Source organism: Polynucleobacter sp. 30F-ANTBAC (genome assembly GCF_018882385.1).
GTDB lineage: Bacteria > Pseudomonadota > Gammaproteobacteria > Burkholderiales > Burkholderiaceae > Polynucleobacter.
Window position 1 is genome coordinate 183,775 of sequence record NZ_JACVON010000001.1, and the last position, 25,557, is coordinate 209,331.

General features: G+C 46.1%; 1 protein-coding gene. It reads left to right on the forward strand.

Going from position 1 to position 25,557, the window contains the following annotated elements; genetic code table 11:
- The gene (locus ICN28_RS00965) at positions 1-25,233 is read left to right on the forward strand and encodes a YDG domain-containing protein (RefSeq protein WP_216285536.1); all 25,233 of its coding nucleotides are present in this window, start codon (positions 1-3) and stop codon (positions 25,231-25,233) included.
- Positions 25,234-25,557: the final 324 nt, after the last annotated feature.

Here is a 25,557-nt window from a genome sequence, read left to right on the forward strand (position 1 = left end):
TTGAAGCCATTTCGTAGATCAATTCTGAGTGTTGGAGCGCTTGTCCTTTTGGGACCAAGTCTCGCTTTTGCACAAGCTCAGGTTGCTGCCAATGCGCTACCTACTGGCGGCCAAGTGGTTGCGGGTCAGGTTCAAATCAATACAGTACCAGCAACACGAACAACACTGAACGTTGTTCAAACGTCTCAACGTGCAGTGGTCAACTGGAACAGCTTCAACATCGGTGCTAATGCCCGTGTCGAGATCATTCAGCCGAATGCTCAAGCTGTGATCCACAACCGTGTGGTGTCTGCAAGCCCGACGCAAATCGACGGCATGCTCAAGTCCAACGGTCAGGTTGTGATCTCTAACGCTAAAGGCGTTACTTTTGGTACATCGGCTCAGATTGACGTAGGTGCCATCGTTGCGACAACGATGGACATGAGCGACAAAGACTTCATGGACGGCAAGAACACCTACAAGGGTGATGGCACTGGTGCGGTGGTCAACTACGGCAAGATCCAGACAAATGATGCTAAAGGCTATGTGGCTTTATTGGCTCCCGAAGTTCGTAACGAAGGCTACATCTTGGCTAGAGGCGGTGCCGCTAACACGGTCGCTATGGCCAGTGGTTCTCAGATCACCTTGGACTTCCGCGGTGACCAGCTGATGAACGTCAAGGTAGACGCTTCTGCCTTCAAGTCTCTAATTGAGAACAAGCGTTTGGTACAGGTAGAAGGTGGCTTGGTGGTGATCGCCGCTAACTCCGCCGCTCAGTTGATGGGTTCAGTGATTAAGAACAGCGGCCGCATTAGTACTAGCAGCATGGTCAGACATGGCGGTATCGTTGAGATCTTGGCGGATACGGTTCAAAACCTAGGCTCTATCGTGGCTAACGCCATGGGCAGTACAGGTAACGGCGGCCAGATCAGCCTCAAAGGCAATATCATCGCTCTAGCCGATAGCAGCAAGATCAAGGCCAACGCCAAAGAGCAGGGCAATGGCGGACAAATCATCGTTCTATCTAATAAGAAGACCCAGGTATCTGGCATCCTAGAAGCCATGGGCGGTAAGACCCGTGGTAACGGTGGCTTCATCGACACCAGCTCTAAAGAAGTACTCGAGATCAGCAGCCAGACTAAGGTTGATACATCAGCTAGAAACATCCTAGGCAAAGCCGGTACTTGGCTATTGGATCCTATGGATCTCCTAATAACCTCAAGCTTTGCTCAGGTAATCAGCGATGCGTTGCAAAATAACAACGTGACGGTTCAGGTACAGGGTAACGTTTGTTTAGGTGGTAACTGCACCCAAAACGGTAGCGGTAACCTTACCATCGATCAGGGTGTAACCATCACGAAGACAGGTAGTGCCAGAACTGTTTTAACCTTCTTGGCGGATGGCACCTTCTTTAACTATGGCACGATTAACCAAGCAGCTAGTTCCATCCTTGATGTAGTGATCCACGCTCAAGATGTTAACTTGGCTCAAAACAGCAGCATCGAAGTGAACAAAGTAACTATCACGGCAGTTAACTCTGTGACAGGTTACGGTAGCATCGTTGGTGCAGGATCCAACCCATTAGTTAACATCCTAGCGAACGTCTTTAACTTCCACGGTGTGATCTCGGCAAATGGATTGATTGGTAATCAAGGCCAAACCCAAAATCCTGGTTCTATTCGAATTACTGCTCAAGATATTATTTTGTCTTCGATTGCTCGATTAGAAGCAAACGGTCCAAGTAATGGCGGTACGATTACATTAAGTGCTAATGGCACAGGTCATATTATTATTGAAGGTGTTATTCAAACAAATGGTGGTAATGGTCGTGGTGGAGAGATTACTATTTCTCAAGCCGACGATATTCAAATCAATAACGCTATTATTCAATCCAACGCAAATAATGGCGGCAGTATTCAAATAATCACCAACTCTGGTGATTTAATTCTCCAAAATGCATTAATCCAAACCAACGGTTCAAATGGCCGAGGTGGTTCTATTGGAATATCCGCCACTAATAATACTTTTATCTCAGATTCTAATATCGAGGCAAAAGGATTTAATCAGGGTGGCAGAATCTTAATCGGCAATGATGCAGATAATGGCACATTGCCGTTTTCTATTTATACAGGCATCAATAGCAATACCGTTGTATCAACAGATCAGTTAGGTCTGTTCAATCCAGACTTTATCGGCGGCTTCATTGAAACATCAGGCGATACACTTAACCTCTTAGGAACAATCAATGCGGGTAGGGGTGGTATGTGGCTGTTGGATCCTACCAATGTCACAATCAGTTCTACAGCATCATCGGGTGGTGACTTAACGTCAGCCCAAGGTCAAGCGACCACATCTAACTTCAATACAACTCAGATTCAGACCGCTATTAATAGTGGCACAAGCGTTACCATTATTGCCTCAGGTACTATTACCCAGACCACAGCATTAGTATTCAACGTGACTGGAGCAGGCTTAACACCAACGCTCACTCTCAATAACACCAGCGGCTCCAAACAGAACATCACCTTAATTGCGATGACTGATAATTCATCGGGTGCTGGATCTGGTGTCAGTCTTCAGGCTATGTCATCTGGTGGTGGAATCATTCTTAACGGTGTGCTGACGCTTAAAGGCTCTGTTACTTTAGATAATACGTATGGTGGTACTGCTGGTGCAGGTGGAACTCCAACGTCTGGTTTTATTACGAGCAGTAACGCCCCAACATTTGCAAGCGCAATCAGAGGTGTTGATGTGGGTGCAGCGATTAACGCAAATGGAGGCATCACTCTTAAAGGCGCCTCCATAGCTGGTTACTACTCGGTAGATGTCACAGCAGCGATTGCCTCAAGTCTTGGTTCTATTAATATTTTTGGGGCGGGTACTAATTATTCTGTCCATAGTACGGCAGGGGGCACGATCAATGCATCAGTTGGTTCGGTGACGATTAATGGCACATCAACCACTGGCATCTCCGTGGAGATGCTCGCCTTAATCACTGCCAAAACAGGCATCACCATTAACGGTAACGCCTCTGGATCAGCAGCAACTACTGTCTCTCTTGGTGCTATGAAGATTAATGCTGGTGGCGGAAATATCATTGTCACAGCCAATGATGTCTCTACTGGTACTAATACGGGTATTTATCAAGCTGGAGCAATCACCAATAGTGCAGTAGGTTCAAGTATTAGCTTCACAACCAATGGCAAGATCAACCAAACAGGTGCCATTGCTTTAGTAGCGAACACCGGCAGTACTGCTGCCAATATTTTTTATGACACAACCAGCGGCAACAAAGCTGGCAACATCACACTCGGCGATATCAGTGTTGCTGCAGGCACTAACAACGCACCAATTAATGTCACCGCTAAATCCTCAGGATCTACGATTACTGCGAGTGTTATTGGAACGGCAGCATTGCCACTGCCGGGTTCCATTACTTTGGACAATACCTATGGAATTGTGAACGGTACACCAACCAGTCGTTTTATTAACGCCATAACTGCCAATTTAAGCACTTTAGCCACAACAGCAGATGGCGTGATTATTGGTGCTAGTGCTGCTTTGAATACCACTGGGAATATTTTGATCAATGCTGTCAGTAATGGCGGAGTAGGTATTCGTTATGACTCTGCCATTAAATCAACGGCTGGTAACGTTACATTCAATGCTGCCACAACGAATTACTACGGTGTCTTCACCAGTAACGCTTCATTAATTACAGCAAATAACATCACCATCAATGCCTCATCAACCACAACCACTTCAGGCTGGTTGGCTCAAATAGGTGCTCTCACTATTAATACAGCATCTACCGGCGGTGACATTTCTGTTACTTCAATCGCAGGGACTTCAGGTGGCGGTAACGGTATTTACCAATCTGGAGCTATCAACGGAGCCAGTGGCTCTGATATGACATTCATAACCAATAATAAGATTGATATTAATGGTTCCATTACAGCGGCAGCTAATACCAGTGGCTCAGCAGCAAGCATTACGTTCGACACCACTCGCGGTACTTCAGCGTCAACGATTTCAAATACGACGTTTACCGTATCCTCAACCGGCACAAGCACCTCAGCGATTAACTACATTGCGAAGTCAGCTGGTAGCAATATCAATCCTGGATTGATTGCCACCACGTCTTTGCGTTTACCTGGTTTCATCCTTTTAGATAACACCTATGGTTGTACTGGTGCAAGCTGTACCCCAGCTTCTGAATTCATCAACACCACAACGAATAATCTAACGACTTTAGCAAGCACTGCTCATGGTATTACGATTGATAACGCCATCTATGCATCTGGCAACATCACGCTCAGTGGTGTGAGCAAAGGTTCTTTTGGTATTAACTATTCAACAAACATCGGCTCGTCGGCGGGGGATGTGGTCTTAAATGGTTCATCGACCGATTACTATGGCGTCTACACCAGTAATGATTCATTGATAAATGCTAACAATATTACGATTGTTGGCAGAGCTGGGGCTGCACATACAGGATGGTTAGTTCAAGCTGGTGCATTGACTATTAATCCAGGTGTAAATGCGGGCGATATTGCCATCAATGCATTTAGTGCTGATACAGGTGGCCGTCTAGGTATTTATCAATCGGGTGCGATTAATGCAGCCAATGGCTCTAATATTTCATTCACATCAAATAACAAAATTGATCAAAACGGCACTTTTTATATAGCAGCCAATACCAGCGGTAGTGCAGTCAATCTTACTTTTGATACAACTAGCGGTCTAAAAACATCAAGTATTTCAACAGGCACTTTAACGATTGCTGCATCAGGCAGTTCGTCTGACATCAACTTTATTGCGAAAGCGGCTGGCGGTAACATCAATCCTAGCTTGATTGCAACCTCGACAATACCTTTGCCGGGCTACATCCTTCTTGATAATACGTATGGATGTTCTGGAAGTGGCTGCACGCCAGCAACAGGTTTTATCAACACGACTAGCAATAACTTAGTCGCTCTAGCCACAACCTCTGCTGGCGTGACAATGGATAACGCTATCTTTGCAAGGGGTGATATCACTTTAAATGGTGTAAGTAATAATGCTCAGGGTGTTAACTACAGTGTTCAGATCAAATCAACTGCTGGTGATGTAGCTTTAAATGGCGGCACAACTGGTAATTACGGTGTCTTTAATAGCACTGAATCTTTGATCTACGGTAATAACATCAGCATTACTGGAAGAGCGACTTCAGTTGTTAATGGCTACTTGGCCCAAGTCGGTTCATTCACGATTAATCCAACTGCAGAGGGTGGTGATATCACGGTGACTGCCATGGGCGTTGCTGGTGGTGGTAATGGTATTTATCAGACAGGCGCCATTGGTGGTGCCAGCGGCTCAGATATCAGTTTTATTTCTAATAACCGTATTGACCAAAACGGCGCCATTACTTTAGCGCTTAATACCAGCGGGTCTGCTGGCAATATTACCTATGACACAAGTCGAGGCACCAGTGCATCGACTATTAGCACGGGTCCTCTCAGCTTTGCTGCTGGAACTAGCACCTCAACGGTGAACTATTCCGTTCTGACATCCGGTGCTCCAATTGTGATTCGCAATGCTGTTACCGTTCCAGGTCTCATTACTTTGGATAACACCTATGGATGTTCAGGTGCTGATTGCACCCCATTTACTGGGTACTTCAATAAAAATTTGGCTTCTTGGCACACCCAAGTAGTGACGGGTCAGGGTATTAACATTGGCGCTGCCATGAATGGTGCAGCATTGACCATCAATGGCGTTAATTCAGGTGGCGGGGCAGCAGTGATGCTGCGGGCAGTTATTACTGCAACGACTGGCAATATCAATATTACAGGTCTAGGCACATCAGGTTTTGGCGTGAGCAATAACTATGGTGGAGCTTGGGCTGCTACGGGTATCACAGCCAATAGTGGGGCCGTCAATATCACCGGCACAGCAACCACTTCCGGTGATGGTATTGAGCTAGGTTCAACGGCCACAATTAGTGCCAAGTCCATCACGGTAATTGGTGCAACGGACACGGGAACCTACGCCACATTCTTGGATGCCATGACCATCGTTGCGGGTGGTACCAATCTGAACGTAACCGGTACGGTTGGTGTTACAACCAATACAGGTATTTATCAAACTGGTGCTATTACTAATAATGCCACTGGGTCTAATATCAGCTTTTTTACGAATGGCAAGATTAACCAAACCGGCGCCATTGCCCTAGTTGCCAACACAACTTCTACCGCCGTGAGTATTACGTACAACACCACCACTGGCTCAAAAGGGTCCTCCGTGGTTTCTGGAGCGATTACAGTAGCTGCAGGCACCAATGCTTCTCCGATTAACTACATTATCAAAACACTGGGTGCTTCGATTAATCCAGCTGCAATTGGTACAGCTATCAACCCATTGCCTGGTTATATCTTGTTGGATAACTCGTACGGTTGCTCTGGCACTAATTGCACACCGGTCACTGACTTCATTAATGCAACAACGAATAATCTAGCATCACTGGGAACAGGAGTAACTGGTGTCACCATTAATAACTTGATCTTTTCTACTGGCAGCATCACCGTTAACGGGGTGACTGGTGGTGCGGGTCAAAAAGGTATCGATATCACGGTTAATCTGACATCGACTGCTAATGCCATCACTTTAAATGGCGTTACCACAACGGGTTATGGAGTTTATGCGCCTAGTACTTTATTAACCGCGCATCACATCACGATTAACGGTACAGCATCAGCAGCGCCTACATGGGTGATCCAGATTGATGCTTTAAAGATCAATGGTGGATCAATTGGTGGCAGTATCTTTGTTAAGGGAACTGTCATTGGTATTCCTGGTACAGCGGGCGGTATATATCAGGGTACTGGGGCCATTACGGGTGCAAGTGGCTCCAATATCAGCTTCATATCCAACAACAATATCAGTCAAAACGGTGCGATTGGTTTGGCGGCTAATACCAGTGGTACAGCTGCCAACATCACTTATGACATCACTGCCGGTAATAAGACTTCAACATTGCTGACGGGTGGGTTATCGATTCCGACGGGATCCACTTCATCAATTAACTACATCATTAAAACAGCTGGCTCAGCCATCAATCCAGGCACGATTGGTAGTGCCTCACTCAGCTTGCCTGGTTACGTTTTATTAGATAACACCTATGGTTGTTCAGGAGCTGGGTGCACTCCCGTGACTGGCTTTATCAATCCTATCACTAATAACTTAGGTACTTTTGCAACAGCCTCTAATGGTGTCACGATCAATAGCGCCATTTACGCAAGAGACAATATTAGTGTTTATGGTGTTTCAACAACTGGTCAGGCCATTTCGTACTCCGTCGCCATAACATCCACAAGCGGCTCGGTTGTGATGAATGGCAGCACAGTATCTGGTTATGGTGTTTATACCGGAGGCGCTTTAATTACGGCGAATAACATCACGATCACAGGTTTAGCCACTGCTGCACCTTCGTGGGTTGTTCAAATTGATGCTTTAAAGATCAACACGGCATTTGTGGGTGGCAATATATCAGTGATCGGTAATGTCATTAACCTACCAGGAGCTGCTGGTGGTATTTATCAGAGTGGCGCAATTACTGCAGCCAATGGTTCGAATATCAGCTTCATTTCTAATAATGACATCAGCCAAGGGGGCGCGATTGCATTGGTAGCGAATACCAGTGGAGCTGCAGCAAATGTCACTTATGACACGACAAGCGGTAACAGTACATCAACGATCTCTGCTGGCGCCTTAACAATTGCAACAAACACACTTGGCTCAGACATTAACTATATTGTTAAATCTGCTGGCTCAACGATTGATCCCGGCGCTATCGGCAGCACAACAGTGAGCTTGCCGGGTTATGTGCTGCTGGATAACACCTACGGTTGTACCGCATCGACTCCAGCTTGTACGCCTGTATCCGGCTTCATCAATACCACAACAGCCAATCTCACAAGCTTGGCCACCACTGGTAATGGTGTAACTATCAATGGCGTAATCGTTGCTAAAAATAATATTACCGTTAATGGTGTGAATAGTGATGGCAATAAAGCCATCACTATTTCAGTCAATATCACTTCGCTCAATGGCTCTGCCAACTTCAATGGCGGCACAACGACAGGTCATGCTCTTTATAGCGCCACATCCTTAATTACTGCCAATAACATCACGATTCTTGGAACGGCGACTGCGGCACCATCTTGGGTTATCCAAATGGATGCCATGAAGATTAATGCTGCAGGCGGCAATATAGTCGTCACTGGTCATGTGATCAACACTCCAGGAGCCAACGGTGGTATTTATCAATCCGGTGCTATCACTGGTGCAGTGGGATCTAACATCAGTTTCATTTCCAATAATGATATTGATCAAAATGGAGCAATTGCATTAGTAGGAAATAGTGGTTCAGCAGTCAATATCACTTATGACACTACAGCTGGTGACAAAACTTCTTCAATATCAACTGGTGCTGTCACTATTACAGGCGGATCTACTTCTGCCATTAACTATCTGGTTAAAACTAATGGCGCCACCATTTCAGTACCGGCTATCACTGTGCCAGGTTATATCCTCTTGGATAACTCGTGCAATGGTTGCAGCACAGCAACAACTCCAGCAAATGCCGCTCTTAATGGTGCAGGAGTCACCTTAAGAGGTGCTCTGGTATCAGGTAGCCTTGCCGGATCAACGGGTATCACGATCAATGCAGTAGCCAATGGTTCTGGTGTTGGTTTCACACAGGCTGCTCACGCCATAACCTCTACTACAGGTGGTGTCACCATTACTGTTAATGGTCAAACAGGTACTGGCTACACCAGCTCTGGCGCTATCTTAGCAACGGGTCAAACAATCACCATCAACACAACGACCACCACCGCTGCGGGTATCAGTACCTCTGGCACGATCAATGGTGGGGTGGTTAACTTAAGTAGCAATCAAACAACAGCAGGGGCAACCTTAGTACCTATTTATGCTGTTGGCTTGATCACCGCGAATGAACTGAACGTTACAGGTACTGGCGGAGCGTCAAGCACCATTGTCTCTTTAGGTGCGATCACCATTAATGCGGGTGGTGGAGATGTCAATGTGATTGCCAATAACCGAGCAGCAGGCGCAGCAATCGGTATCACTCAAGCGGGTGTCATTACGAATAATGCGGTTGGCTCCAATATGAGCTTTATCAGTAACAACACAATTGATCAGGGTGGGGCGATCACACTGGCGGCCAACTCTGGCAACCGTGTAGCTAATATCCTTTTTGACACAACGTCAGGTACCAATGCATCTAGCGTGACAACAGGAACAGTTGCGATGGCCACTGGCACATCAACAGCGGCTATCAATTATTTAATTAAGACCAATGGTGCCATCATTTCAGTACCGGCCATTGCTGTTCCTGGTTACATTCGTTTAGACAATACCTGTTTAGGCTGCAATACAGCAGCTACCCCAGCTAGCGCATTCTTAAATGGTGTGGGCTTAACACTCAGAGGTAATTTATCAGCCGGTACATTGGCCAACCCAATTGGCGTGACATTCAATATCGTATCGAATGGCACGGGCAGAGCTATCTTCCAAAACACCTATACCATTACCTCAGCTTCTGGTGGTGTCTCCATCACGTCACAGAGTCAAACAGGTAATGCTTATTACAGCACTGGAGCGATTACGGCAACAGGCCAGGCAATTACGATTACCACCAACAGCACAACTGGTTCTGGTATTGATACCACCGGCACGATCAGTGGCGGGGCGGTGACTTTAAGCAGTACGCAATCTACGGCTACTGCAACAGCTATTCCTGTGACTGCGACTGGCTTGATCACAGCGAACTCACTGACTGTAACCGGTAACGGTGGTGCCTCAAGCACAATCGTTGATCTTGGGGCTATTACACTCAATGCCGGTGGCACGAATATAACTATCACGGGTAATAACCTTGCATCTGGTGATAAGGTGGGTATCAAGCAAACCGGTGCAATTATCGATAACGCAATTGGTTCAAGTATCAGTTTTATCTCTAATAACCTGATCAATCAGACTGGTGCGATTACCTTAGTGGCAAACACTGTTGTTTCTGCAGCCAATATTGTTTACGACACTACGGGCGGTAACAATACCTCGAAGATTACTTCCGGTACCGTCACCATCGGTGCAGGCACTTCAACTGCCGCAATCAACTACATCGTCAAGACCAATGGCGCAATTATTTCTGTTCCAGCCATTACTGTGCCTGGCTACATACTCCTGGATGACACTTGCTTGGGGTGCACCACTGCAGTGACTACCTCAACAGCAGCTGCAAACGGTGCTGCGATTACCATTACTGGTGCCTTATCTGCAGGATCTCTGGCGGGATCAACTGGTGTCAAGATTAACGCGGTAGCTAACGGTACCGGTATCGGCTTTACTCAGGGTGCCAATGCAATTAGCTCTAGTGCGGGTGGTGTGACGATTACAGTGAACGGCCAAACTGGTACTGGATACACAAGTACTGGCGGTATTACAGCGACTGGTCAGGCGATCGCTATCACCAGTACAACAACTTCTGGTGGCACAGGCATTTGGCTTACTGGTGCCGTTACTGGTGGATCGGTCACGTTAATCAGCAACAAAACCTCAGCAACCGCCACATCAGTCCATATTGCTGCAACAGGATTAATCACTGCCAATAGTTTGACAGTCACTACTCGCGGGGGTTTATCTGCTACGCTGGTTTCATTAGGCGCAATCACCATTAATGCTGGCGGTGGGAATATCACGGTAAACGCAATGGCTGATACAGCCACTACGGGTACGGATGTTGGTATTTATCAATCTGGCGCGATTATAAATAACGCTGTCGGATCAAACATCAGCTTTGTCACCAACAACATCATCAATCAGTTAGGCGCAATCAGTCTGGTTGCCAATACTGGAGCTCCAGCAGCTAATATTATTTACGACACAACATCAGGCACTAAGGCAGCAAATATTTCCAGTGGGGCACTTACGTTCACCACTGGCACAGGATCAGTAATTAATTACGTTGCTAAATCTGCTGGTTCGGCAATTGCAACAGGTGCGATTGGTACATCTACGGCTCCCTTGCCAGGTTATGTCACTATCGACAACACCTATGGATGCGCTACAGCGCCTTGTACGAAAGTCAGTGGATTTGTTGCAATTGGTAATGCCGCTACTTTGGCTACTGCATCGGCTGGAGTAACTATTTCCAATGCAATTTATGCGGCCAAATACATTGCCATCTCCGGCATCTCCAATACAGCGGCTGGCGTTACCTATTCAGCAGCAATTAATTCATCTGAGTCTGGAATTGTCCTTACGGGCACATCGATTGGTACTGCAGCCACTGGCTATGGTGTTTATGGAAGTGTCGCTGCTGGTGTGGTTACGGCAGCTGGTTTGGTTGAAGTATACGGAACATCTACTGCAAGTAGCGGTACTGTTGACGCAATTAAGACCGTGGCATCAGCAACCATCACTGGCAATGCTGGCGTCATGATTTTTGCTATGAATACCAGTGGCAACATTACATTGGGCGGTTTAGTTAAAAACGGAGGCGCTACTCGTGGGGTCACTGTTAGCGGTACTGGAAACGTCAGTCTTGCTGGCGCATGGAACTCTGGTGTCAATGGCATCATCATTGTTGCAGGCAGGGGGGAGCAGGCAGGCGTAATTACTGGTGGTGATATTACTGCAGTTGGCACTCTCACAAATTCTGGTGGAGTTATTTCAATCTCCATGGCTAAGCCTGATGCAACGAGTTACGCGATTGCTGGTGCACTCGGCATTACTACTGCTAATGCTAATGCGACTACCAATATTGCCTACGGAATTGCTGGTGGCACACCTGTGAAGCCCGGTAATTACGTTGGTGGCAACTTCATCAACTACCGTCAAAAGATCTCAGGTAGTACGCTTGCTATTACTGTCACGCTAAATAGTGACTATTCAGCAGCATATGGGACGGCTTATAACTCAAATGCCGCCAATGATTGGTTGCAAGCCAATGCAACAGTTACCTTTACAGGTTCTAGTAATGCAACGTTTGGTTTGCCTGCCATTACAAGTGCTTCGAGCGCATATGTTAAATCTGTTTTGGTATTTAGCCCAACGGTAGGGGGCACGACTGCTCTAAATGGCACTAATGCTAATGCGGTGCAAACAGCTACAGTACTAACAACGAATAGCCTCACTGCGACAGATGGCTCTACGGTAACCTTATCTGGCGCAGCGCGCACCTACACGATTACCCCTGCGGTTTTAGGAATTTCTGTATCTGCAGTTTATAACGGTACAACCACTTTTACCAATGCTGTGATCACGGCAACAGGCAAGGCTGATTGGGATAAGATTACTTCTGTGACCGTCAGCTCTGCGAATGTTAATGGAGCAAGTACTTATGTGACAGCAATTGGCGGCACTTCCACAGCAGGCACGTTCTCAGCATCGAACTATGTTATTAATTCATCATTCAACAATACTTTAGTTAGTGGTGCCGCCGTTAATGCTGATCAAGCCTCAGCCACTAATCGAGTGAGCATCACGCCTGCCCCACTAGGGGTCGCGGTATCGGGTGTTTATACCGGCACCACAAGCATTGCACCAACAGCGTTCAATCTGACTGGCTTGGTTAATGGTGAAACCATCTCAGGTATCAGCGCAGCCACGATTAACAACATGAATGTTGCTGCAAACAATAGCAATTACGTCACAGCACTAGTGTCAAATGGTGGCACGGCATCCTTGGATAACTACGCCATCACGCCGGCTTACAACACGGTATTGGGCAACACTCAAAATACGGTGACCTTAACGCCTAAGTCAATTACGGTGACTGGTATTGCTATCGGAGCAAAAACATATGACGGTACAACTAGCGCGACTGTAACGGCAGGTGCGTTAGATGGAGTAGCTTCAATTGATCAATCATCTGCTAGCTTAAGCTTGACTCAAACAGCCAACTTTGTAACAGCTAATGCCGCCAATGATGTATCAATCAACGTAGTCGGTAAGCTTGCTGGAACTGCTGTGACGAACTACACACTTGTTCAGCCAACCGGTATTACAGCCAATATTGCTCGCAAAACTATTACCGTGGGTGGCACTTCAACCGCAGTAAATAAAACATACGATCGAACTAACGTTGCGACTATCTATGGTGGCAATCTGGTGGGGGTCATTACCGCTGATGTGCCTAACGTGAGTTTGACGCAAGTTGGTACATTTGCTCAAACCGATGTGGCTAACGGTATTGCCGTAACTGTGAATGCTTCGCTTGCTGGTACAGCCGCTTCTAACTATATCGTGACGCAGCCAGCTAATTTATCAGCCAACATCACACCGAAAACACTCACTGTTGCCGATACCACTGTTGCCAATAAAGTGTATAACGCCAATACAGCAGCAACAGTCACGGGCGGTACGTTGGTGGGTGTGATTGCCGGTGATGAATCCTTGGTCACTCTGGCAAGATCCGCTACCTTTACATCCGCTAATGCTGCCAATGCTATTCCATTAACGATCAATCACTCGATCGGTGGCGATGCCAGTGGTAACTACACCTTGGTTCAGCCAACGGGTATTGTTGCGAACATTACTCCAGCACCATTGGGTATCTCGGTTGCGGCAACTTATAGTGGCTCAACCACCATCACACCAACCACCTTTAGCGTGAATGGCTTGGTCAATGGTGAGACCATCACAACTATTAGCAGTGCGGTTATCAATAGTATGAATGTGAGTGCTAATAGTGCTAATTTTGTTAAATCAATCACTATTGGCGCTGGCACAGCCAATCCAAGTAACTACACATTCAATACGGCTACCAATACAACCGCTGGCAGCACGCTCAATACAGTCACTTTGTCAGCCAAGGCACTCACGGTGACGGGTACGATTGCAGATAACAAAACGTATGACGGTACGACTGCAGTCAGCGTTTGGGGTGGAACATTGGTTGGTGTGATTGGTATTGATGCGGTCACCTTAACGCAAACAGGTATCCTCAACAGCAGCAACGTTGGAGTGGCTGTTCCTGTGACCATGACCAGCACGATTTCAGGGTTTTCATCAGGTAACTACACACTCGTTCAGCCAACGGGTATTGCTGCTGCAATTACACCGAAGCGCATCACGATCAGTGACGGTACAGTCGCTAATAAGGTTTATGACGGCACCACGAATGCAGTATTAACGGGTGGATCATTGGTAGGTGTTTTACCAGCTGATGCTAACAATGTGGTTCTCACGCAAGCCGGTAGATTCTCATCCCCGAACGTTAGTAACGGCATCATCATTATTGCGAGTGGCTCGATCTCTGGTAGTGCCGCCTCTAACTACACCTTGGTTCAGCCAACGGGTATTACGGCCAATATCACACCGGCGATGCTCGGCATCTCCGTGATTGGTCTTGCAAATGGTACAAATAACATTTCACCGATTTCATTCACGATCAATGGCTTGATCAATGGTCAAACCATTACCAGTTTGAGTACCGTCAACGTGAAGAGCTCTAGTATTAGTAGTAACGGCAGCAACTTTGTGACAGGCATCGTGATTTCTGGCGGTACAGCATTGGCTACCAACTATGCGTTTGCGCCATCGTATAACGCTGCTGCCGGAATCAATCAAAACACGGTCACTCTCGTTAATCAGAATCAGAAAATCGTGACGGTGACGGGTACTGTGGCCGGTAGCAAAGTCTATGACGGCACAACAGCCATTACTGTAAGCGGTGGTACTTTGGTCGGTGTGGTTGGCTCGGATAACGTGAGTTTGGTCTTTGGCGCATCATTGGTGAATCCAAATGTCAGCTTAGTCTCAGCAGTTGCCGTGAACTATTCATTATCTGGTGCGGATGCTGCTAACTACATATTGGTGCAGCCAACAGGTATTACAGCCATCGTGACTCCTGCCCCAATAGGTATTGTTCTTTCAGGAACTTACAATGGCACAACAACCGTCAATCCTAATTCATTTGCCGTAACTGGATTGGTTAATGGCGAAACCATCACGGGTCTATCAAGTGCCACATTAAGTGCTGCGAATGTGTCTAACAATGGCAGCAATTATGTTGCTTCAATTGTGACCAATGGCGGCACAGCCAATCTAGATAACTATAAGATTACTCAGGCCTACAACGCAAGCTCTGGAACAACGCAAAACACAGCCACTTTGACACCTAAAGCCCTAACAGTAGGTGGTGTATCCGTTGCAGATAACAAGGTGTATGACGGATCAACTGCTGCAACCATTAGTGGTGGCGCACTGGTTGGTATCGTTGGCTCGGATGTGGTTACTTTGAACCAATTGGGGACTTTTGCTCAAAGTGACGTTGCCAACGGTATTGCAGTCACTTCAACCAGTACCTTAAGCGGCTTGCATGCTGCCAACTATTCGGTGACACAACCAACAGGCATCACTGGCAATATCACACCTAAAACAATCACAGTGAGTGGTGTATCTGTTGCTAACAAGGTTTACGATGGTGATAACTCGGCAACCGTCACTGGTGGTTCATTGCTTGGTTTGGTCGGTTCTGATGGTGCCAATGTCAGCCTGGCTCAAACAGCCACTTTTGCATCCGTTAATGTCGGTCAAGCGATTACGGTCACACCCGTTGCTAGCATCTCCGGTACTAAAGCTGCTAACTACATTCTGACTCAGCCCAATACAGTTACTGCCAATATCACACCAAAGGCATTGACGGTCACTGGTACAACAGTTTCTAACAAAGCCTATGACGGAACAACGGCGGCTACTTTCACAGGCGGAAGCTTAAGTGGTGTGGTGACAGCAGATATCAATAATGTCACTTTAACTAGAGCAGGTATATTCACATCCGCTAATGTAGGCAACTCCATCGCTGTTGCTGTTAATCACAGCATCAGTGGTTCTGCTATCGGTAACTACACGCTGACTCAACCAACAGGTGTCTCAGCCAATATCACTGCTAAAGCTGTCACCATCACTGCAGACGATATCAGTACTATTTATGGCAATACCACCAATTTAGGTACGACTGCTTTCAGACAAACTGGTCTTTTAACTGGAGACTCTATCAGTGGAGTCACCTTGCAATACAGCGGTAGCAATGCAGTTGCTGCGACAGTGAATGCCGGTTCATACACAAGCAGCATCATCGCTAGTGCAGCGACTGGTTCTGGTTTAAGTAACTACGCCATCAGCTATGTGGCTGGTGATTTGACCGTCACACCTGCAACATTAACTATTACGCCAACAACTAAGAGCGCTGTTTATAACGGTAGTGCCTTGAATGCAGCTACTTATTCAACCAATCCTGCAAACTACACAGTTTCTGGCTATAAAAATACAGACTCAGCGACTAATACGCCATTGGCATTCACGGGTGCACTAGGATTTACAGCAGGTGGCTCTTCGTCTTCAGTTCTTAATGCGGGAACTTACGGTTATGCTGCTGGCGATTTAGCTGCTACAACAACCAATGGCAATTACACCGTTGTACTCAACAGCACACTCTCGAATCAGTATGTTGTAACACCTGCTACAGTTAGCTTAACTGCACGTAAGATCTATGACGGATCCAGTGGCTTTGTTGTTGGTACCGCTGGAACAACCTTCACAGTAGCAACAGGCATTGGTTCACAAACACTCACAGTTTCTGGATCAGCTAATGCTAATAATGCCAATGTAATCGGTGTTAGCAGTCTCGATACGACTGGATTAAGTTTAGTTAACGGCAGTAACGGTGGTTTAGCAAGTAACTATGTATTGCCAAGCACAACTGGTGATGTAGCCATTACGCCAAAAGCGGTAACTGTCACTATTTCAACACCGCCAAAAGTTTATGACACGACGACTAACGCTGCTTTAGTAGCAGGTACTGATTCAAGCAATGGATCATATGTCTTATCAGGCTTTGTTAATGGCGAGGGTGCTTACATCACGCAAACAAATGGCAGCTATAACAGTGCTAACGTAGCAACAGCTTCAACGATTACAGCAGCAGTTGGTTCATCGTATATTGCAAAGAATGGCACGGCACTGACTAACTACACCTTACCAGTGACGGTATCTGGTAGCTCAAGTATTACGCCAGCGCCATTAACGATGACAGCGGACAATGCCTCAACGTATATTGGTGTCACTCCAACTCTGACATATCAGTTATCAGGCTTGCTTGGCGCTGATACAGCCAGCAATTCAATTAGCAATCCAACAGTCAGCTATACCGCTGGCGCATTAGATACTGCAACATCTCCGCCAACAACACCGACAGCAGCTTTGGTGCCGAGTGCCACATCATCGAATTACGCTTTAACTTTTGTTAATGGTTCCTTAACGGTTGCTGCTAACCGTCAAATGATTGTCAATGTGGGTAGCAACACAACATCTTATGGCGTGGTGAACTCGACCAATGTCACCTTCTTAGGTAATGCTTTATCAAGCACCAATAGCATTGTTGCGGGTTACTGTACCGATTGCGTTGCAGGTAATTCCAACCCAACTATTATTAATTTAACCTTAACGGCACCCGTTGCTGGTGGCAATATCTGGACTGCCACGGATAATTTAGGTTCTGGTGCGGGAACAGGGCAGGGTCAATACACATTTGTGATCACGCCAACCATCCCATCTAACTCTTATAGTGGTGGTCAGAATCTCAATGTGGGTAACTATGCCATTACTCCAAGCGGCTTAGCAACAGTGAGCGGTTATGCAACCAATTACGACCCGGCCAAAGAAATTATTTATAACGCTGGTAATTTAAACGTCACGCCAAAAGTATTAACTGTGACAGGTACAACAGTTGCTAATCGAGCATATAACGGTACGAATGTCGCAACAGTTTCAGGTGGTCAATTAGCGGGTGTTGCGACAGGTGATACATCTGTTGACATTAACCTAACTCAGGCTGGTAATTTTTCTTCAGTCAACGTTGCGAATGGTATTGCAGTTAATGTAACCAATTCATTAGCTGGTACCGCTGCATCGAACTATATCCTTACTCAACCAACTGGCTTGACAGCTAATATCACTCCTGCTCAAGTGACGATTAGTGGTTTATCAGTGGCCAATAAGGTTTACGACGCCAATAGGTCAGCAACTGTCAGCGGAACACCGGTTGTTTTAGGCTTGATTGGATCAGACACAGCCAATGCATCTGGTTCAATCACGGCAACGTTTGATCAAAAGGATGTAGGTAATAACCGACTAGTTACAGCAGACTTTACCGATCTAAGTCTTGATAATCCCAACTACATGATTTTGGGCTCAACCAGCGTATTACGAGCCAATATCACGCCAGCCTCTATCACAGTGAGTGCTGCAAAAACCTACGATGGCACCAACTCTGTCACGGCTGGTCAGATGACTGTTGCAGGTATTGCGGGGGAAACGCTGACATTTGCATCCGGAAGCTTGGGAACATTAACAAGCCCGAATGTGGGATCTGCATCATTGTCATCATTGTCTAATGCTGAGTTAGTCACTGGTACAGGTTTAGCTACCAACTATTCTGTGGTTAACCCAATATTCTCAACAGTTGCCATTACTCCTGCTGCCATTACTGTGACGACCAACAGTATGACCAAGGTCTATGATGCAACGAATGGTACGGCTTCAGCTCGAACTTCTGCCAATGCTGCACCAGCTTTGGTTTTAAGTAGTGGCTCATTGTTTACTAACCAAGTGACTGGTTTGCTAGATACCTTATCAGGTGGTTCTTTTGTTTACTCTGACCTTAACGCTGGAAGTGGCAATAAGACAGTGAATGTCTCCAACGCTAGTGTTGTTAGCGGCGCAACAACCGTCACCTCTAACTACACCATCACTTATCAAGCCAATACAAGCAGTACCATCACAAAAGCACCTCTATGGGTTGGTGGTTTGACTGCTTCAGATAAGGTCTACAACAACACGACGACCGCAGCGATCACAGGCACGCCATCCATTGCATCCGGTTTATTGCTCAATGACACCAGCAACCTAACTGGTACTGCATCAGTTGGCACATTTGCTAACCTCAATGTGGGAACAGGCATTGTTGTCACACCTGATTTAAGTACTTTAGCTCTAGATAACCTGAACTACTATATTGCTGGTACCAGCACGGTATTGGCAGCGAATATCACGCCAGCACCTGTCACGATCAGTGGTTTGACAGCTAACAACAAGGTTTATGACACAACCCTTGCTGCAACATTGAGCGGTACGCCTACAATCAGTGGCTTATTAAGCAATACCAACTCTACTGTGTCGGGAAGCTACAGCGGTGAATTTGCCAATGCCAACGTGGGTAATGCCAAAACTATTACAGCTGATTTAAGTGCTCTAACGCTTTCAAATAGCAACTATTACATTTCAGGTGTGACAGATACTATTACCGCCAACATTACACCTGCACCTCTCCAAGTAGGTGGGTTAACAACATCGAATAAGGTTTACAACGCCAATACGGATGCGGTTTTGTCAGGCAGCGCGATCATCGCATCTGGTTTATTGGGTAGTGATGTGGCTACATTAAATGGTTCTGCCGCAGCCGGTATCTTTGCAAGTTCTGACGTAGGAACAGGTATTAGCATTACAGCCACTTTGACAGGTTTAAGTTCATCAAATCCTAACTACTATGTGGCTGGATATTCCGCTGCACTGTCTGCTGATATCACGCCAGCGCCTGTCACAATCAGCGGTTTGACTGCTGTTGATAAGGTGTATGACACAACTACAGCTGCGACTATAACTGGCACTCGTGCGTTGGCAGGTCTACTCAACAATGAAAACGTGACGATCAATGGATCAATAACGGGTGCTTTTGTTGGTTCTGATGCCGGAACAGGTATCGCAGTCAGCGTGAACATAAGTAACATCACACTTTCTAACCCGAACTACGCGATAACTGGTCTAACAGCACCTTTGACCGCCAATATTACGCCGGCACCTTTGGTTGTTTCAGCGATTGAGCAAACCATGACCTATGGTTCGCCCGTGCCAACCCTCACATACAACTTACTATCTGGCCTGTTGGGGAATGATTCTGCTGGATTTACTGGTTCGTTAGCAACTAATGTGAGTGCAACATCAGCAGTTGGCAATAATTACACTATTACCCAAGGTACTTTGACTGCCTCAAGTAACTACGTCATTGATGTTTTCAATCCAGCAACCATGACCGTGACACCTCGTCCTGTGACTGTGACAGTGACAAGCGGTCAATTTAAAGTTTATGGCAATGCCGATCCTAGCTCTTTTGCGACTTCTGTTGAAGTTCAGGGCAACAACAGGGGGTTGATTACTGGTAGCAGCTTAGCTGGAGCTCTTGTGAGAACCGCTGGTGAGAACGTGGGTAGTTACCCTATTACGATAGGCACACTTGCTAGCGCAAATCCAAACTACGCCGTGACTTTGATCCCTAATGACTATGTCATTACTGCTAGACCTATTACAGTAACTGCAACAGCAGGGCAGACAAAGGTTTATGGCGATGCCGATGGTTCACTAACTTACGCAGTGACTTCAGGTTCATTGGCTACATTTAATAATGTGACCGACACTCTTATTGGAGTATTAGCTCGAGAACCAGGTAATCATGTTGGTATTGTTTACCCGATCAATGCCGGTACGCTGACAAGTACAAATAATCCTAACTATGAAATTACTTTCATAGGCTCAAGTTATTCAACAACGGCACGTCCGATAACCATTGCTGCTCCTGCGATTAATAAAACTTACGATGGTGGTTATAACTACGACTTTACTGTTGCTGATATGGCGATCATGAATCAACAGTTGGTTGGGTCTGATACGTTCAATACCATTAAAGCAGTATTCTCTGGAAATAATCCAAACGTTGGCAATAACAAAGTTATTGAAATTGATCCAAGATTAATTTCTATTTCTGATGGTAACCAAGGTAGAAACTACATCATTACCTCTGTGAACTCAGTTGGCAACATTACGCCAGCTTCATTAACAGTCACAGCGGCAAATGATGCTAAGTTTAGAAGTGAGATTGATCCAATTGGATTTAACGGCGCTTTGTATAGAGGATTTGTTAATGGTGAAACCATCTCTAATTTGCCGGTTGCCAACCAAACCTTATCGATCACTAGAACAAATCCAACGGTTAATGCCGAAGGTCTTTATGAACTTATTCCGGGTGGTCATGGTGCACAAGGTGAGATTGTCGGCAACTACCAAGTTAATTATGTCAATGGGCGCTTTACGATTCTTGGACCACAAGATTTATTGGTTAGAGCGACTGCTACCGTCAACTACGGCACAACTCCAACCTATAACTTCACAGCTAAATACCTTGATTCAGCCGGCTCACTGATTTCTTATATTGGAACAAGTGCTGACACCCCAAGTCCAGCCGCTATTAATTTAACGTCCATTGGTTCAACACCATTTACATTAAGTGATAACGCTGGCGGATCTCTAACTACTGCCTTGATGCCTACCGGTACGACAAATAGTGCCTCAGGCAATATTAATGCCGGTCAATACAACATCACATCCACAGCCAATCCTAGCTTACTTGGATTTACCAACTTGGTGGTGATTGGTACTTTGGTAGTTGAACCCAAAGTTATTGCTACTCCAAGCCTTGGTTCATCAACATTTTCTAAAGTCTACGATGGCAATACGGCCATTCAGGGGAATCTAGTTAACGTTGCACCAATCAGTGCACAAATTGTGGCGGGTGATGCTGTTAGCTTATCTTCAACGGGTTTTTATAGTGATAAGAATGTTGGAACTGCCAAAGAGATAACTATCAATTTTGGTCTTACTGGCGCAGATACAGGCAACTATATTTTGTCATCCAATCAAGCTATTGGACTTTTTGGCGCTATCACGCAGCTTAATTCAGTGACTTACATCGGCCCAGCAGGCGGTAATTGGTCAGATGCCAGCAACTGGGCAGGTGGGGCGATTCCTGATTTATCGAACGTGGCTAACGTGGTGATTCCAACCGGTATGTCAGTCGCTTACGATGCAGCGGTCGCTGGTCCAGTCACAAGCCAAGTGGCCGCCAACGGGGCACTCAATTTAGCGGGTGCAGGCGCAAGTGTTTCTCTTGGCGGTATTTCAGGATCAGGGTCCATCGCCTTGGGTGCAAACAATCTCATATTAACGGCAGCAACGGGTAACTTTGCTGGATCAATGACTGGTTCTGGTGGTTTAACAGTTGCTGGAGGTACTCAAACACTATCGGGTAACAATACCTTTACTGGTAACACAGTCATTGATGCCAATGCCAGCCTCATCATCGCTGGTTCAGGTAGCTTGGGCGATGGTAATTATGCTGGCACTTTAACGAATAACGGCAATTTTGAATACGCTTCAACAGCAACCCAAACAATGACCGGTGTGATATCTGGAACCGGTGATATCGATAAAACAGGTACCGGTACACTCATTTTAGGTGCGACTAATACCTATAGTGGTGCCACCACTGTGGATGGTGGTACTTTAGCCATTACCAACGCGGGCGCTTTAGGAACTACAACGGGTGCTACAACGGTGAACACCGGTGGCACCTTGGATCTTCGTGATGTGACCGGTGTGGCTGAGCCAATCACCATTAACGGTGGCACCTTGGCTACCAGCTCGGGTAACAGCAGTGTGACCAGCCCATTAACGGTGACTGGTAGCAGTAGCATCGATGTGGATGGCACATCACTCACCATCACGAATGTTATTTCGGGCACTGGAAGTATTGATAAAACCGGCGAGGGCACTTTAGTTCTCGAGTCAGCTAACACCTACTCGGGTACTACCGAGATTGATGGCGGAACGATCGTAATCACCAATGCGGCTGCTTTAGGCACAACAGCAGGTGGCACAACCGTTAATACTGGCGGTACTTTGGATTTACGCAATGTCACGGATGTTGAAGAGCCAATCACTTTGGCTGGTGGTACGTTGGCTACTAGCACGGGTAGTAGCAGTGTGACTAGCCCCATGACAGTGAACGGTAACAGTACTATTGATGTAGATGGCACATCGCTTACCATCACCGATGTTATTTCTGGTACAGGTAGCATTGATAAAACAGGTGCAGGAACTTTAGTTCTTGAATCCGCCAATACCTACAGCGGTGCTACGGTGATAGATGGCGGTACGATTGCCATTACTGATGCTGCTGCATTAGGTTCAACAGCAGGCAATACCACGGTTAACACGGGTGGCACTTTAGACCTTCGTGGCGTAACCGGTGTGGCTGAACCAATCACGTTGGCTGGTGGCACCTTGGCGGCAAGCACAGGGGATAACAGTGTGACGGGTCCGATTACTTTAGAAGCTAGGAGTGATAATCAAAGTGGGAACAGTACCATCGACGTCGATGGCACATCACTCACCATCTCGAGTGTGATGTCTGGTCCAGGTGGCATTGATAAAACAGGCGCCGGCAATTTGGTACTCGAGTCTGCTAACACCTACACAGGTTCTACGAGCATTGATGCAGGTCGACTAATCTTGGCAGCAGGGGCCTCTGTTGCAGAGTCAGAAAAAATAGTCGTTGGTGCTAATGGCGTATTTGATACATCAGCTATTACCGACAATGTTTACATTAATAGCTTGGCCGGCGCAGGTTCTGTTGTTAATGGCTCTATTGCACCGAATTCTTTAGTGATCAAAGATGCTATCCCTGGCGATGTGTTCTCAGGTGTGATCAGTGGCACAGGCGGATTGAGTATCACGGGTGGTACGCAAACATTAACGGGTATCAATACCTATACTGGCCCAACCGTTGTTAGCCCAGGTGCCAATCTCATTGCATCGATCCAATCCATCCCGGGCGATGTGGTGAATAACGGTAGCTTTGGTTTGAGCCAAGCAACCGATGGTTCATTCACAAAAAATATGAGTGGTACAGGTTCCATGGTCATTGGTGGTACCGGTGTTATTACCTTAACCGGCACCAATACCCAATCAGGCGGTACAACAATTGAGGATGGCGCCTCTCTCATGATCGGGTCAACAGGAGCCTTGAGTGGTAACCGTGTCAACTCGAATGGTGGATCATTAGGTATCGTTACAGGTATTACCTTGGCTAAGCTAGATGTCACGGGTACAGTCAAATTAACAACTGACATCATCACAACGGGTGCTCAGACGTATGACAACATTAAGTTGGCTCCAACAACAGGCAACGTTATTAATTTAACAACAACGAATAGCAATATCTTTATCAGAGGTACTTTGGATGGCACGGTTGGTAAGCAACAGTCTGTTGTAATCAACGCAGGGTCGGGTATTGTGACGATTGGAGATAGCGTAGGTTCTATAGCTAGACCAGATCGATTAATGGTGACCGGTTCACGTATCTATATCTTGGCAGACATCTTGACCGGCAATATTCAGCAATACAACGGTGCTGCATTGATTGGCAATGGAACTTATATTGGCAAACCGCTAGTTTTAGGATTCTTGTACAACTCACATAAGCATTATTTTGAATATGACCAAGGTGGCATCAGCAGCCCCGTAGACTTTAAAGATAATGACCCGCGTTATGTGAGAACACTTATTTCTATGGATCCTGTTATCACATTCAATGGCACGGTGGATGATGTCAATGAATTTACCCATACGCTTTTAGTTGCTGCAATTGCCCCTAATCCGGCTGCTGCAAGAGCCACACTCACCAAACCAGTTATTAACTTTAACAACTCGATTAGTGAAATAACACCTCTCTATAGTTTGAATGCTCAAACGGTTGGGGCTATTGATGGAACCAACACCCCAGATTTGACGATCTTTGTTGGTGAAATCAACTTAATCGGCAATGCCAAGACATATTTCAATCAAACCTATCGCGCTGGAGTGATGAGAGCCAATGCTGTTATTCCTGGTTCGGAGGTTGTTTTCTCTGTATTTGATCCAGCTGCTGGCGTTACATTCGCTTTACCAGTGAAATCCGATGGAAGTGGCCTGATTAATCTTCTAAATCCTGGTTCTGTCGATTTATTAACAATCAATGGTGCAACTAACTTCATTAGTGCCCCTAATTTATCGGGTCAAGACAATTGGGGGCAAGGTTTTACTAATAACCTAGCTCTTAATGCCAAACCAATCTTCCAAGGTGATCTCAGCCTTCAACCTCGCTTGGCTGACCTTAAGAAGCTAGCCGAACTCAAAGAAGATGATGCTCTTGTAGGTGAAGTCACCATTGATGAATTGGAAGAGGGTGATCCTAACTGCGTCAAAAATGACCCTAACCAGGCACTTGATCCTAAATGTGCTTTGTCAGCGATCTAGTACCTAACTCGGTATTAGCTTTAATCCCTATCAAGTTTTAATCCTTTTAGATTTAAATGAATGCCATAGCCATAATCATTATGGGTGGTATTAATGACGATGGATTAATTAATAGTCAGTTCTATATTCCCCGTTATTGTCAGACTTTGCCTGTGAAACATGTCACTGGGCTCCTATATTCAATCAGCATCTCTATTTAAGTATGAATAGCCCATTTTTAAAATGAATACATTCGCAAAGGCATACATTACGTTAAATTAACAAAAAGAAACAAAAACTCACTAAATCCAATAGAAGGGTAGCCAAGGGTTAACTAAGGGTGCC